The 14,953-nt window shown below is 35.9% G+C and carries 10 protein-coding genes, 1 rRNA gene and 1 other annotated feature; of the genes, 8 read left to right on the forward strand and 3 right to left on the reverse strand.

Features of this window, described 5'->3' with window-relative positions:
• Window positions 1-203: 203 nt before the first annotated feature.
• The 3 genes from ligA to rrf form a co-directional block, all read right to left on the reverse strand.
• On the reverse strand, window positions 204-2,213 hold the full coding sequence (gene ligA, locus NPX36_RS13850; RefSeq protein ID WP_257499320.1) for an NAD-dependent DNA ligase LigA: 2,010 nt from the start codon (window positions 2,211-2,213) through the stop codon (window positions 204-206).
• An 8-nt stretch (window positions 2,214-2,221) separates the two neighbouring features.
• The gene (locus NPX36_RS13855; protein ID WP_257499321.1) at window positions 2,222-2,695 is read right to left on the reverse strand and encodes a DUF6495 family protein; all 474 of its coding nucleotides are present in this window, start codon (window positions 2,693-2,695) and stop codon (window positions 2,222-2,224) included.
• A gap of 533 nt (window positions 2,696-3,228) precedes the next feature.
• Window positions 3,229-3,340 (reverse strand): 5S ribosomal RNA (rrf, locus tag NPX36_RS13860).
• 212 nt (window positions 3,341-3,552) lie between these two features.
• Window positions 3,553-3,800 (reverse strand) — a sequence feature (23S ribosomal RNA rRNA prediction is too short).
• Window positions 3,801-4,283: 483 nt separating this feature from the next.
• Here rrf and NPX36_RS13865 point away from each other — a divergent pair.
• From NPX36_RS13865 to rodA, 8 genes are all read left to right on the forward strand, one after another.
• A complete protein-coding gene (locus tag NPX36_RS13865; protein WP_257499322.1) occupies window positions 4,284-4,670 on the forward strand; it encodes a hypothetical protein in 387 nt (128 codons plus the stop codon).
• A gap of 322 nt (window positions 4,671-4,992) precedes the next feature.
• On the forward strand, window positions 4,993-7,596 hold the full coding sequence (mutS, locus tag NPX36_RS13870; protein WP_257499323.1) for a DNA mismatch repair protein MutS: 2,604 nt from the start codon (window positions 4,993-4,995) through the stop codon (window positions 7,594-7,596).
• 206 nt (window positions 7,597-7,802) lie between these two features.
• Window positions 7,803-9,335, forward strand: a complete 1,533-nt coding sequence (gene purH / locus NPX36_RS13875) for a bifunctional phosphoribosylaminoimidazolecarboxamide formyltransferase/IMP cyclohydrolase (protein WP_257499324.1) — start codon at window positions 7,803-7,805, stop codon at window positions 9,333-9,335.
• A gap of 45 nt (window positions 9,336-9,380) precedes the next feature.
• On the forward strand, window positions 9,381-10,409 hold the full coding sequence (locus tag NPX36_RS13880) for a rod shape-determining protein (RefSeq protein WP_150011300.1): 1,029 nt from the start codon (window positions 9,381-9,383) through the stop codon (window positions 10,407-10,409).
• 16 nt (window positions 10,410-10,425) lie between these two features.
• Entirely contained in the window at window positions 10,426-11,259 is an 834-nt protein-coding gene (gene mreC, locus NPX36_RS13885) for a rod shape-determining protein MreC (protein WP_257499325.1), read from the forward strand.
• Complete coding sequence (locus NPX36_RS13890; RefSeq protein ID WP_257499326.1) at window positions 11,252-11,758, forward strand: rod shape-determining protein MreD; 507 nt, start codon at window positions 11,252-11,254, stop codon at window positions 11,756-11,758. Before mreC ends, NPX36_RS13890 begins: the two co-directional genes overlap by 8 nt.
• Window positions 11,755-13,671 (forward strand): penicillin-binding protein 2, encoded by a 1,917-nt coding sequence (mrdA, locus tag NPX36_RS13895; RefSeq protein ID WP_257499327.1) that lies wholly within the window; start codon window positions 11,755-11,757, stop codon window positions 13,669-13,671. Before NPX36_RS13890 ends, mrdA begins: the two co-directional genes overlap by 4 nt.
• On the forward strand, window positions 13,658-14,935 hold the full coding sequence (rodA, locus tag NPX36_RS13900) for a rod shape-determining protein RodA (RefSeq protein ID WP_257499328.1): 1,278 nt from the start codon (window positions 13,658-13,660) through the stop codon (window positions 14,933-14,935). Before mrdA ends, rodA begins: the two co-directional genes overlap by 14 nt.
• Window positions 14,936-14,953: the final 18 nt, after the last annotated feature.

Genomic DNA, 14,953 nt, shown 5'->3' on the forward strand with positions numbered 1-14,953 from the left:
ACTTTTTAATTGCTTTTACAAGTTAGAACACACCAACAGCATCAAAGCCACATAAGCACACAAACTTAAAATTCCTTTAAAAACGCATTTCATTTCGATAGATTTCATATTGTTTATTTTTTACAATACAAAGATCTAAACACCGAGTTATTTGAGTATTTTCTAAATATTAAGTAATTATTATGTTCTTTTTTGCGAATTATTTAATTTTCGAGTTGATTAATGAACTCCTCTTCTGTCCAAATCGGAATTCCCAACTTGGTTGCTTTTTCAAGTTTTGCAGGTCCCATATCTGCACCTGCCACCACAACCGATGTCTTCCCGGTAATAGAACTTCCATTTTTTCCGCCGTAATCTTCAATTTTTTGCTTGATTTCGTCACGAGAAAATGTTTCAAACTTACCTGAAACAACCATTGTCATCCCTTCAAATTTTGTGGAAACTTGCGTATTTTCTTTAGTTTCTATTTCAAATTGCAATCCATAATTTTTCAATCGGTTTATCAATTCTAAATTGGATTCATTTTTGAAAAAAGACCGAATACTTAAGGCAATCTTATCGCCAATTTCATCTACATGAACCAATGCATCATAATCTGCCTGCATTAAAGCATCGATAGATTGATAATGTTTCGCCAGTTTTTTAGCAACGGTTTCACCAACAAATCGAATTCCCAACGCAAAAAGCACGCGCTCAAAAGGTATTTTTTTTGACTCTTGAATACCTTTCAGTAAGTTATCAGCCGATTTATCAGCCATACGCTCTAGTGGAACAATTTGTTCTTTTGTCAATTCATACAAATCAGCATAATTTTTAACCAATCCATTTTTGTAGAGCAAAGCAACGGTTTCCCCTCCTAGCCCATCAATATTCATGGCTTTTCTACTGATAAAATGTTCAATTCTACCAATAATCTGTGGCGGACATTCGTAAAAATTCGGACAATAATGCTGAGCTTCACCTGGTTTTCGCACCAATTCGGTGTGGCATTCCGGGCAGTGGGTAATATATTCCGTAGGCTGGCTATCTGGTTGTCGCTGATTAAAGTCAACCCCCACAATTTTTGGAATAATCTCTCCGCCTTTTTCCACAAAAACGGTATCGCCTTCGCGCACATCCAACTTTTCAATTTGGTCGGCATTGTGCAAAGAAGCTCTTTTAACAATTGTTCCTGCTAACTGCACCGGTTGCAAATTAGCTACAGGCGTAATAGCTCCTGTACGTCCCACTTGATACGAAATCATATCCAAAACAGTGCTGGCTTGTTCGGCCTTAAATTTATAAGCAATTGCCCAACGCGGATTTTTTGCCGTATAGCCCAATTCTTCCTGCTGAAACAAATCGTTAACCTTAATAACCACACCATCGGTTTCATAAGGTAAATCATGGCGATGCGTATCCCAATAGGAAATAAAATCAAAAACTTCGTCTAAGTTTTTAACCAGTTTAGAATGATTGGGAACTTTAAAACCATACGAACGCGCTGCTTCCAACGAATGTGCATGGGTATTAAAAAAATTATTTGCCCCAACAATATTATAAAGCAAACACTCTAACGGGCGCTTGGCAACTTCGGCACTGTCTTGCAATTTCAAACTACCCGAAGCCGTGTTTCTTGGATTAGAATAAGGTGTTTCGCCAATATCAATCAATTCCATATTCATCTTTTCAAAACCAGCCAAAGGCAGTATAATCTCCCCACGAATATCAAATTTTTCAGGAAAGTCGCCTTTTAATTTTAAAGGAACCGATTTTATTGTTTTGATATTATTGGTTACATCATCGCCCTGAAAACCATCTCCCCTTGTCACCGCTCGAACCAATCTACCATTTTCATAAGTAATCGATATCGAAGCACCGTCATATTTCAGCTCACAAACATATTCAACAGGCACATTGCCCAAAACACGCTGAATGCGATTTTCCCAATCAATAAGATCCTCCTTAGAATACGAATTTTCCAAAGAATACATACGGTTTTCATGAACAATTGTAGGAAAATTTTTAGTAACAGCACCACCCACCCGCTGCGTTGGCGAATCCTCGTCAAAAAATTCAGGATACAGCTGCTCTAGTTCCTGCAACTTCTTTAACTTCTGATCAAACTCTAAATCCGAAATCACCGGTTGATCCAGTACATAATAGTTATAATTATGTTCGTTCAATTCCTCTCGCAACAAAGTGATTTGTGCCAAAACATTCGCATTTTCCATAACTTCAATTATTTCCCTAAAATATTCTTAATTTGCTCGTACAGTTCACCCTGACTTAAAATACCACCTTGCTGAATAATTTCAAAAATTTCACCGTTTCGGTCGCCCCCAAATTTTTTAGCTCCGTAGCGAATCTCCACTTCGTTGGAATGCATATTTTCACCCAACCACTCTAGACCACTTTTCGTTAAAAAATTAACCGTTTCATTCGTAGTTTTTAAAACAATTGTATCAATTTGTTCATTATCAAACTGAAACAAAAAAATATGTGTAGCCGAAAAATGCTCAATATAACGAGCCGATTTTAAAACACCTTCCCAAACCAAATCCGAAAAAATATCAATTTCCTGTTCCGCTACCTCCGGTTTATGAGTCTTTAGTAAGTCCCATTCCGATTTATCAATTTGTTGCGATGCCAAAAAATTAGTAAATTCCACATGTAATTCTTCCAGTTGTTCCTTAGTTAAACGTGCGTATTTCATTTAAAACATTTTTACAAAAATACAAGTATAAAATCATACTCAAACAGATTTTTTAAGATTATTGCCAGATGTTTTTCTTGGGCAATCCCTTCCACTAACGTTTCAGGTCGGGCTTTCCGCCGTCGCTTTTGTTTTTTTGCAAAAAACAAAGAGCTCCAACAAGGCTGCAATCCCTATTGCTGTTAGCTGATGATTGGTCTGTTATGTAGATTATATGGTTGTATAATGTAAATTGTACTGCTGTATATTGAAGAAAATAAGTGCAAATTTTGTGATCTGTGGTTTGCTTAAGATTTAAAGTTTCAAGTTCTTTTAGATGAACTTGCCTCGAACCTTAGTTCGATAGTTATGATGTAAATTTACAATAGGCCTTAGCCACACTTCATGTATAATGTAAATTGTATTACTGTATATTGTAGAAAAAAAGGCGACGACCCGAGCTTGCGAATTGCGCCGCACCACCCGAGCGAAGCGAACGGTACGTAGTAAATAAAAAAAGAAAGCCTATCTTGAAAAAGACAGGCTTTACTAAAAAAAGGCGGCGACATACTCTCCCACATGAAGATGCAGTACCATCTGCGCTATCGGGCTTAACTTCTCTGTTCGGAATGGGAAGAGGTGAGCCCCGATGCTATAACCACCTTAAATCTTTGTTTAAGGTTTAAAGTTTCTTTTGTTTCAGGTTTTTAACCTTGAACGTGTTAAACTTCGAACTTTAAACGCAGCTTTGCTGCAATATTGTTAACATATTTTCGATACTTTTCTTTTTTTGTAGATATGCTAGTCTTAATACTTAATACTTTTGTCTTAATACTAATACTATTCTTTACAAAGCAACTTCCAGAGCACATAAGCATACGGGCTATTAGTACTACTCGACTATGACATTACTGCCTTTACATCTATAGCCTATCAACGTTGTCATCTCCAACGACCCTTTAAAGAAATCTCATCTTGTGGTGGGTTTCGCGCTTATATGCTTTCAGCGCTTATCCCTTCCCAACGTAGCTACTCAGCGATGCACCTGGCGGCACAACTGATACACCAGAGGTTGGTCCAATTCGGTCCTCTCGTACTAGAATCAGATCCACTCAAATTTCTAACGCCCACAGTAGATAGAGACCGAACTGTCTCACGACGTTCTGAACCCAGCCCCGATCGCGCGGATTTAACAACCCGATCGCGCGGATTTGCAATCCGTGCGCTAAATATAAAGAATAAAGAAGTTCATTGAAATAAAAGTGCAGTATGTCAACAAAATATTAAGCAACCGATAGTAGCAGTGCCTATTTTATAACCATAACAACAGTAGAATTGTATAGATAAAGTCACGGATTGCAAATCCGCGACATCGGGGTAAAAAATGTAGAAGTCGAAACAAATATTATGTTTGATACTTTACAACTTTTATAGAATACAATCCCCATTTAACAATTTAAGTGTTTAATTTTTGAAATTTAACTGAATTAAAATGTAGAATTTTTACTTCTTTGTGTATCACAAAATACATTTTTTTAATTTATATTTGGTTGGTGTAGAAACACCTTGTGTAATTAGCAATCTACCAAGATTACAATAAAGTAGCATAATGAAAACCATTAAGAAAGCCATTTTACCAATTTTGATTGCAACAGTTTGGATAAGCATATCTGAATTTGTTAGAAATGAATTTTTACTAAAATCATATTGGATAGAACATTATGAAAGTATGGGATTGGTTTTTCCCTCCGAACCAATAAACGGAGCAATATGGGGATTGTGGTCGCTATGTTTTGCTATCAGTATTTATATCTTTTCACAAAAGTTTACATTGGCGCAGACTACTTTTATTTCGTGGTTTGTTGGATTCGTTTGTATGTGGTTGGTAATTGGCAATATGAATGTTTTACCGTTTAAAATTTTACCCTTTGCAATTCCTTTGAGTATTTTAGAAGTTTTCTTGTCTTCATTAATCGTAAAAAAGGTAAAAATATAATCGAAATACTTATTGATTTACTTTCACAAAGAAATTGAAAAACGCAACAACAGGAACCGTTACGCAACTTTTTTTCTTACTGAATCTTTTAAAGCAATAAAAAATTTGTCTTTAAATTATTGCGGGTTCATCAATTAAAAAACTGTGATTTAAAAAATCCAACACTTTTATTTTATTCGTTCAATCGGGTAAATACGTGTGTGCAATCCATTTTTATTATTGATTTAGCAAGGTATCTTTCCAAAAAACAAAACAACATTCTGCTAGATTTATTTTTTCTGTGGTAGAAATGATATATTTGTAAATTATTAAATACAAAAACATGTCAGCAAAGGAAAAAGTAAAAAAAGAAACCCCATTAATGCAACAATACAATCAGATAAAAGCAAAATATCCAGATGCTTGTTTGCTTTTTCGAGTGGGCGATTTTTACGAAACCTTTGGCGAAGATGCGGTGCGAACGGCAAAAGTTTTGGGTATTACCTTAACCAAACGTGGCGCTGGTTCTACGAGCGAAACCGAACTGGCTGGTTTTCCGCATCATTCCTTAAATGTATATTTGCCCAAGTTGGTCAAAGCGGGATTGCGGGTGGCTATTTGCGATCAGTTAGAAGATCCCAAAATGGCTAAAACCATTGTGAAACGTGGCGTTACAGAATTGGTTACACCCGGCGTTGCGATTAATGATGAAGTGTTGCAATCTAAAAGCAACAACTTTTTGGCGGCTTTGCATTTTGGAAAGAAAAACATTGGAATTGCTTTTTTAGATGTTTCAACTGGCGAATTTCTAACTTCACAAGGAAACGAAGAATACATTGATAAATTACTGCAAAACTTTAAACCCAGCGAAGTTTTGGTTCAAAAAGGGAATAAAAATCATTTTTTGCATCATTTTGGAAGCGATTTTAACTTGTTCTATTTAGAAGATTGGATTTTTAAAGACGATTATGCCAACGAAAGCTTAACCAATCACTTTAAAACCAATTCGTTGAAAGGTTTTGGAATTGATGAATTGCAAGAAGGCATTATTTCTTGTGGAGCTATCTTATACTATTTATCTGAAACACAGCACAATAAAATTCAACACATTACTAATATTCAGCGAATTGCCGAAGATGCATATGTGTGGATGGATCGATTTACCATTCGAAATTTAGAATTATACGGTTCTGCAAACGAAAATGCCACTACCCTTTTAGATGTAATCGACAAAACCTTGTCGCCAATGGGCGGTCGTTTATTGAAACGTTGGCTGGCTCTGCCTTTAAAGGATATTGATGCCATTAACAAACGCTTTGATGTGGTGGATTATTTTAAATCAAATGCCGATATTTTACAAAATTTTCAATACCAAATCAAACAGATTTCCGATTTGGAACGATTGATTTCAAAACTGGCTACCGGAAAAATCTCACCTCGTGAATTCGTTATTTTAAAAGAAAGTTTAGATGCGATTATTCCTTTAAAAGAAACCGCCTTGAAGTCTAAAAACGATGCGTTGAAAGTGATTGGCGATAATTTACATGCCTGCGAACTGCTTCGTGAAAAAATTGCTACAACCATTTCTCCCGATGCCCCAGTTGCTTTAAACAAAGGAAATGCCATTGCAAATGGCGTAAATGAAGAGCTCGACGAATTGCGAAATATCTCCCAATCGGGTAAGTCGTTTTTAGAAGCATTGGAACAGCGCGAAATCGAGACAACTGGAATTCCTTCTCTAAAAGTGGCTTTTAATAATGTTTTTGGATACTATATCGAAGTGCGAAACACACACAAAGATAAAGTTCCCGAAACTTGGATTCGCAAACAAACTCTTGTAAGTGCCGAAAGATACATCACCGAAGAATTAAAAGAATACGAAGCAAAAATTTTGGGTGCCGAAGAGCGCATTTCTAAAATCGAAGCCGAAATTTACGAAAAATTCATCATGTGGTGTGCGCAGTATATTCAGCCGGTGCAAATGAATGCCCACCTAGTGGCGCAATTAGATTGCTTGCAATCATATACTCAATTGGCTACCGAAAATCAGTATGTACGCCCAATTATTGAAGAAAATCATGTGTTGGATATCAAAGAAGGACGCCACCCAGTTATTGAAAAACAATTACCTGTGGGCACGCCCTATATTTCAAACGATGTGTATTTAGATACGCATTCGCAGCAAATCATCATGATTACAGGACCCAATATGTCGGGTAAATCGGCTATTTTGCGACAAACTGCACTCATTGTTTTGTTGGCGCAAATGGGAAGTTTTGTTCCGGCAAGTGCGGTAACAATGGGGATTGTTGATAAAATATTCACGCGTGTGGGTGCTTCAGACAATATTTCAATGGGTGAATCTACCTTTATGGTGGAAATGAACGAAACCGCATCAATTCTTAATAATTTAACCAATCGCAGTTTGGTTTTGTTAGATGAAATTGGCCGCGGAACATCAACCTACGACGGAATTTCTATTGCTTGGGCAATTGCAGAATACATCCACGAACATCCGCAAAAAGCAAAAACATTGTTTGCAACGCATTATCATGAATTAAATGATATGCAGGAGCAATTCCACCGAATTAAAAACTTTAATGTATCGGTTAAAGAACTCAAAGACAACGTGCTGTTTTTAAGAAAGTTAATCCCAGGGGGTAGCGCACACAGTTTTGGTATTCACGTAGCAAAAATGGCCGGAATGCCCAATTTAGTGGTTCAAAAAGCACAAAAAATATTAAAAAAATTAGAAGCAAGTCACAAAACCGAAAATACGACTAAAGCGTTGAAACAAGACGACTTGCAATTATCAATTTTTAAATTAGATGATCCAATTTTAGAAGAAATTCGCGATGAAATAACTCATCTAGACATCAATACCCTTACTCCGGTTGAAGCCTTGATGAAATTAAACGAAATCAAAAAAATGGTTTCCAAAAAATAGGATTCTATCGATTATTTAATTACTGCTTGCAAACAATTTAGTTTCAACAACTCTGCATCTTTTTACAAAATAAAACGAGTTGTAGTTGAACACAAAATATTTGGCAAAAAGCAATTTGAAAAATAGCATAAAAAACCTACTAAATAATTTTCATTAAATCAATTACATATACTATTTTTGCACCTTAAAAACAACATACAACAATAATGAGTACATCTAAACAAATTCAATCGGCGTTAATTTCAGTATTTGACAAAAATGGATTAGAACCGATTGTAAAAGAATTGCATAAAAACAACGTAACTATTTACTCAACAGGCGGTACCGAAACGTTTATCAAAGATTTGGGCATTCCTGTTGTTCCGGTTGAAGACGTTACATCGTATCCATCGATTTTAGGCGGACGTGTAAAAACATTGCACCCTAAGATTTTTGGTGGAATTTTGAACCGTCAGGACAATGAAACCGACGTGCAACAAATGATCGATTATGCCATTCCACAGATTGATTTAGTTATTGTTGACTTGTATCCGTTTGAAAAAACAGTTGCATCGGGTGCTGATGAAGCAGCAATTATCGAAAAGATTGATATTGGGGGTATTTCGTTAATTCGTGCAGGTGCTAAAAATTTTAAAGACACAGTGATTGTTGCATCGGTTGATGAATATGAAACCTTTTTAAATTTTTACACTTCAGAGAATGGAGCTACAACGCTGGCTCAACGCAAATATTTGGCGGCAAAAGCATTCCATGTATCATCGCATTACGACGGTGCTATTTTCAATTATTTCAACCAAGAAATAAACGAACCTGTGTTAAAAATAAGCCAAGGCGAAGCACAAACATTGCGTTATGGAGAAAACCCACATCAAAAAGGAATTTTCTTTGGAAATTTTGATGAAATGTTTGAAAAGTTACACGGAAAAGAGTTATCTTACAACAATTTATTAGATGTGGATGCTGCCGTTAACTTAATGAACGAATTTAAAGGCGATGCTCCTACTTTTGCTATATTGAAACACAACAATGCGTGTGGTGTGGCACAAAAACCAACTATGAAAGAAGCTTATTTGGCTGCTTTGGCTGGCGATCCCACATCTGCTTTTGGCGGTGTTTTAATTGCAAATGGCAATATTGATAAAGAAACAGCAACAGAAATTAACAACTTGTTCTGTGAAATTGTAATCGCTCCTAGTTATGACGCAGACGCAGTGGCAATTTTACAAGAAAAGAAAAATAGAATTATATTAATTATCAAAGATATTGAATTGCCAAAAACACAAGTTAGAACGTGTTTAAACGGAATTTTGTTTCAAGATAAAGACAATGTAACAGATACTAAAGAACATTTAACCAACGTTACAACTTTAGTGGCTGATACAAAACAGATTGAAGATTTATTGTTTGCTTCTAAAATTTGCAAACACACCAAATCAAACACAATTGTTTTAGCAAAAAACAAAGAGTTGTGTGCTTCGGGAACCGGGCAAACATCTCGCGTAGATGCATTAAAACAAGCAATTGACAAAGCAAATGCGTTTGGTATTGATTTAACCGATGCAGTAATGGCAAGCGATGCATTTTTCCCATTCCCAGATTGCGTGGAAATTGCAAAAAAAGCCGGTATTGCAGCAGTTATTCAACCAGGCGGATCAATTAAAGACAATTTAAGCATTGATTATTGTAACGAAAACCAAATGGTTATGGTAACCACAGGTATCCGTCACTTTAAACATTAAAAAATAGAACGGAATAGTTTAACTTAACACCATTTTAAAAATTATATGGGATTTTTTGATTTCATGACCGAGGAAATCGCTATGGACCTTGGTACTGCAAATACGTTAATAATACACAACGGAAAAGTTGTGGTTGACAGTCCTTCGATTGTTGCCCGCGACCGTGTTTCTGGAAAAATAATTGCTGTGGGTAAAGAAGCCAGCTTAATGCAAGGAAAAACCCACGACAACATTAAAACTATTCGTCCGTTAAAAGATGGTGTTATTGCAGATTTTGATGCTTCTGAAAAAATGATCAGTTTGTTCATTAAAAGCATTCCCGCATTAAAAAAACGCTTATTTACACCAGCATTGCGCATGGTGGTTTGTATTCCTTCGGGAATTACAGAGGTGGAAATGCGTGCGGTGAAAGAATCATGCGAACGTGTGAACGGTAAAGAAGTTTATTTAATACACGAACCAATGGCAGCAGCTATTGGTATTGGGGTGGATATTATGCAGCCCAAAGGAAACATGATTGTTGATATTGGTGGTGGTACTACCGAAATTGCCGTTCTGGCATTGGGCGGTATTGTTTGCGACAAATCGGTAAAAATTGCCGGTGATGTGTTTACAAACGACATCATTTATTACATGCGTACCCAACACAATCTATTTGTGGGTGAAGGAACAGCAGAAAAAATTAAAATTGAAATTGGCGCAGCTATTGAAGATTTAGACCAAGGACCAGAAGATTTAATGGTGCAAGGGCGTGACTTGTTAACAGGGAAACCAAAACAAGTAAATGTATCATATAGAGAAATTGCCAAAGCATTAGACAAATCTATTCAGCGTATTGAAGATGCTGTAATGGAAACCTTGTCACAAACACCTCCAGAATTGGCTGCCGATATTTACAATACTGGTATCTATTTAGCAGGTGGTGGATCAATGTTAAGAGGTTTGGATAAACGCATCTCTCAAAAAACCGATTTACCCGTTTATATTGCAGAAGATCCTTTACGAGCTGTGGTTCGCGGAACAGGAATCGTTATTAAAAACATAGAGAAGTTTAAAAGCATTCTTATAAAATAAAAAACGCCAATTTAGTATGCAGCAAATCATTTATTTTATAACAAAAAACAGTACAAAGTTACTGTTTTTGCTGCTTTTAGTAGTTTCATTATACTTAACCGTACAAAGCCATTCGTACCACCAAAGCCAAGTGCTTCACAGTGCAAATGTTGTTTCGGGAACTATTTATGAAAAAACAAATAGCATCACCGAATATTTGCATTTAAAAGAAGAAAATGAACGTTTGGCAGAAGAAAACGTGAAAATGAAACAAATTCTGTACAACAGCCAATTGATTGTTGACAGTACTTTTGCGGTGAATCCAGAAATGCGTATTGCCCAAGACTATAAAATGTTTAAGGCAAAAATCATTAAAAATTCTTTTTTTAAAAAAGAAAATTACCTCACTATAAAAGGCGGAAAATTAAACGGGATTAAAAAAGACATGGGCGTTATAAACGCTAAAGGCGTAATTGGCATTGTGGAAAATGTATCAAAAAATTATGCCACCGTGCAAAGCATTTTAAACAGACACACTAAAATTGGTGCAAAGGTGAGCAACACCAACCACTTTGGAACCATTACCTGGGACGGAAAAAACACCGGATTTGTTCAACTTACCGATATTCCTAAATTGGCAGCACTGCGCAAAGGCGATTCTATTGTAACCGGCGGTATTTCTACAATTTTTCCGGAAAATATTCCTGTGGGAGTGGTTGATAAAGTGTTTACGTCTAAAAATTCAAATTTTTACACTATCAACGTGCGTTTGTTTAACGATATGACCAATATTAGTTCGGTTTATTTAATCGAGCACGTGCACATAAAAGAAATTTCACAACTCGAAGAAGAAACAGTAAGCGATGAATAACACCACACTTCTCAATACTTTTCGTTTTATTGTTCTTGTATTTTTTCAGGTAACAGTATTCAACAATATTCATTTTTTTGGATTTGTAACCCCATACCCTTATATTTTATTTATTTTATTATATCCTTTAAACACCAACCGACATTTATTCTTGATTTTAAGTTTTGTTTTGGGATTAATTCTCGACATTTTCAACAACTCGGGCGGTGTGCATACCACAGCCTGCATAACATTGGCGTTTGTTCGTGAAAATTTGTTAAAAATGGCATTTGGTTATAGTTATGAATTCCATATGATGCATATCACCGATAAGTTTTCTTCTGAATTGGTTACTTACGTTATCACCTCGGTTTTAATACATCATACCGTACTTATTTCACTAGAAGTTTTTAACTTTAGCTTTATTTTGGAGATTTTATTGCGAATTGTAACTTCAGCTGCTTTTACAATCCTTTTAATTTTTCTTATAATAGGATTAATTAAATCGCCACGAAAATGAGAAAACTGTTATTTCCCATCATCATCATTTTGGCTGCAATTGTTATTGTGGCAAGGCTTTTTTATTTACAGGTAATAGATGATTCTTTCTTAAAAAAAGCAGATATAAATGCTTTAAAGATTGTTTACGATTATCCAGAGCGCGGTTATATTTATGATAGAAATGGACAACTTTTAGTAGCCAATCAGCCCAGTTATGATATCATGGTGATTCCAAATGAAGCTAAAAATATTGATACTTTAGAAATTTGCAACATTTTAGAAATCACCAAAGAAGATTATATTAAAAAATTAGAAAAAGCAAAAGTATATTCCCCTCGCCTACCATCGGTATTTTTGGCACAATTAACCAAAACCGAATTTGCTGCTTTTCAAGAAAAAATCCGTCATTTTAAAGGATTTTATATACAGAAGCGAAACTTACGCGATTATCAGGTGGACTTTGGTGCCAATGTGTTTGGATACATCCGCCAAATCAATGAAATGGAACTGAAAAAAAGACCTTATTACAAATCGGGTGAATTAATCGGTATGCGCGGTGTGGAACAAGCATATGAAGAAGATCTGCGAGGTGTTCGTGGGGTATATTACATCCAAAAAGATAAATTCAACAAAGAAATAGGCTCTTTTAAAGAAGGGATTTACGATACGGTTGCCGTGAAAGGAAACGATGTGACCATCACAATTGATAAAGAGTTGCAAAAATACGGCGAAGAATTAATGATACGCAAACGCGGTGGTATTGTAGCAATTGAACCCAAAACCGGTGAAATTCTGGCATTGGTCACAGCTCCGTCTTATGACCCTAGTTTGTTAGTAGGTCGCGACCGTTCCAAAAATTATGTACGAATAGACAGCATTCCGGGTAAACCATTTTTCGATAAAGTGTTGCAAGGACAGTTTCCTCCGGGATCACCTTTTAAAATTTTAACCGGATTAATTGGTTTGCAAGAAGAAGTGATTGATACACAAACGGGATTTTCATGTAGTCACGGGTTTTATGTAGGCGGGCGTTTTATGAAATGTCACGATGCCGGTACATGGAATCTTCACCCTGCTATTGCCAAATCGTGCAACACCTATTTTGCACAAACTTATATGCGAATTATTAACAAATATCCTACATCGTCGCAAGGTGTTGATGCATGGTATAACCATTTAAAAAGCTTTGGTTTAGACGATTATATGGGATATGATTTACCTTCTGGGCAAAAGGGTCGCATACCCACATCAGACTATTACAACAGGCAATATAAAGGCTGGAACTGGAAAAGCACAACCATCGTTTCAAATGCTATTGGTCAGGGAGAAGTCGTGATGACCCCTATTCAATTGGCAAATGTGATGTGTGCCGTTGCAAACGAAGGGTATTATTACACGCCGCATATCATCAAAAAAATAGAAAATAAACAAATTGACAAATCGTTCATTCAGAAAAAGCAAACCACAATCGATAGGCAACATTTCCGTCCGGTTATTGATGGTTTAGAAGAGGTTTACTTGTCAGGAACAGCAAGCAGATTGCGAATTCCAGATATTACTATTTGTGGTAAAACCGGAACGGTCGAAAACTTTGCAACGGTTGACGGCGAAAAAGTAAAACTACAAGATCATTCGGTTTTCTTAGCTTTTGCCCCCAAAGAAAATCCCAGAATTGTTATAGCCGTTTTTATAGAAAATGGTGGTTTTGGAGCAACGTGGGCAGGACCAATCGCATCGTTAATGATCGAAAAATATATAAAAAAAGAAATTACACGTACCGATTTAGAAAAACGCATGTTAGAAGGTGATTTATCTGCAAATTATATCCTAAAAGATATTTCAGATAAACAGCAAGAAGAAAAAGAACGTTTAAGACGTTTAGAAAAAGAACGCTTATTAAAACTAAAAGCCAAGCAAAATGGTAAAAACTAAACACTTAGCAAATCAAAGCGTAATAGCCAATGTAGATTGGTTGAGTATATTTCTGTACGCAGTGCTTGTGATTTTTGGATGGATGAATATATATTCTGCCTCATTGCCGCTTGAACCCACCTCTGTTTTCGATTTTAGCCAAATTTTCGGAAAACAATTATTGTTTATTGGAATTACCATACCAGTAATCATTGTTATTCTATCGCTAGATGCAAAAGTTTATGAAAAATATTCCATCATATATTATTTCATAGGCATATTGCTCTTAATGGGGTTGTTTGTGTTTGGAAAAACCATAAAAGGACAAACCAACTGGTATCAGTTTGGAGGTATTAGTATGCAACCATCAGAGTTTGCAAAGATTGGAACAGCTTTGTTTTTATCAAAATACATTAGCGAAAATCAAACATTATACGAAACCTTAAAAGAGCAAGCCATTCCGTTGGGAATCATACTGTTGCCCGTTGCCTTCATTATGTTGCAACCCGATACAGGATCAGCCATGATATTTGCTGTACTTTTTTTAGTTTTATACCGCGAAGGATTTCCCGCTTGGTACTTATGGACTGGTTTTATAGCCATACTTCTGTTTATTCTAGCTTTAACTATGCAACCAGTTATTTTAATCATTTTTATTCTTTTAGGATGCATTATTCACTATTTCTACAACAAAAGCATTCATAGAAACCCGATTGTATATGTTCTCTTGGCAGTTGCAATGAGCGCGTTTGTTTTTTCGGTAGATTATGTATTTGAAAATGTTTTAGAATCGCATCAAAAAGACCGTATTAATGTGTTGCTCGGTGGCGATGATGTGAACATGAAGAAAGAAGGTTACAACCTCAACCAAGCCATGATTGCTATTGGATCAGGTGGTTGGATTGGCAAAGGATTTTTAGAAGGTACACAAACAAAAGGGGGGTTTGTTCCTGAACAACACACCGATTATATTTTCACAACTGTGGGAGAAGAATGGGGTTTTGCCGGTTCTCTTCTTGTGGTAGCTTGCTTTATTACGTTGGTACTACGCATTGTTTACTTATCGGAAAAGCAAAAAAATAATTTTGCACGAATCTACGGATATTGCGTGGCAGCTATTTTATTTATGCACTTTTTTGTAAATGTTTCCATGCTTATTGGAATTTTCCCAACAATCGGTGTGCCATTGCCGTTTTTCTCTTACGGAGGATCGAGCTTAATTGCCTTTACTTTACTGCTTTTTATCTTTTTAAAATTAGATGCCAATAAAGTAAATGAATGGTAATATGGCATAAAATTTGAT

Origin of the sequence: Paenimyroides aestuarii (genome assembly GCF_024628805.1) — a bacterium.
GTDB lineage: Bacteria > Bacteroidota > Bacteroidia > Flavobacteriales > Flavobacteriaceae > Flavobacterium > Flavobacterium aestuarii_A.

Bases quoted from the DNA above. Each gene is read 5' to 3' on its own strand.
- NPX36_RS13865 (WP_257499322.1), top strand. From the start codon at position 4,284: ATGAAAACCATTAAGAAAGCCATTTTACCAATTTTGATTGCAACAGTT.
- purH (WP_257499324.1), top strand. From the start codon at position 7,803: ATGAGTACATCTAAACAAATTCAATCGGCGTTAATTTCAGTATTTGAC.
- mrdA (WP_257499327.1), top strand. From the start codon at position 11,755: ATGAGAAAACTGTTATTTCCCATCATCATCATTTTGGCTGCAATTGTT.
- NPX36_RS13890 (WP_257499326.1), top strand. From the start codon at position 11,252: ATGAATAACACCACACTTCTCAATACTTTTCGTTTTATTGTTCTTGTA.
- NPX36_RS13880 (WP_150011300.1), top strand. From the start codon at position 9,381: ATGGGATTTTTTGATTTCATGACCGAGGAAATCGCTATGGACCTTGGT.
- mreC (WP_257499325.1), top strand. From the start codon at position 10,426: ATGCAGCAAATCATTTATTTTATAACAAAAAACAGTACAAAGTTACTG.
- NPX36_RS13855 (WP_257499321.1), bottom strand. From the start codon at position 2,695: ATGAAATACGCACGTTTAACTAAGGAACAACTGGAAGAATTACATGTG.
- mutS (WP_257499323.1), top strand. From the start codon at position 4,993: ATGTCAGCAAAGGAAAAAGTAAAAAAAGAAACCCCATTAATGCAACAA.
- ligA (WP_257499320.1), bottom strand. From the start codon at position 2,213: ATGGAAAATGCGAATGTTTTGGCACAAATCACTTTGTTGCGAGAGGAA.
- rodA (WP_257499328.1), top strand. From the start codon at position 13,658: ATGGTAAAAACTAAACACTTAGCAAATCAAAGCGTAATAGCCAATGTA.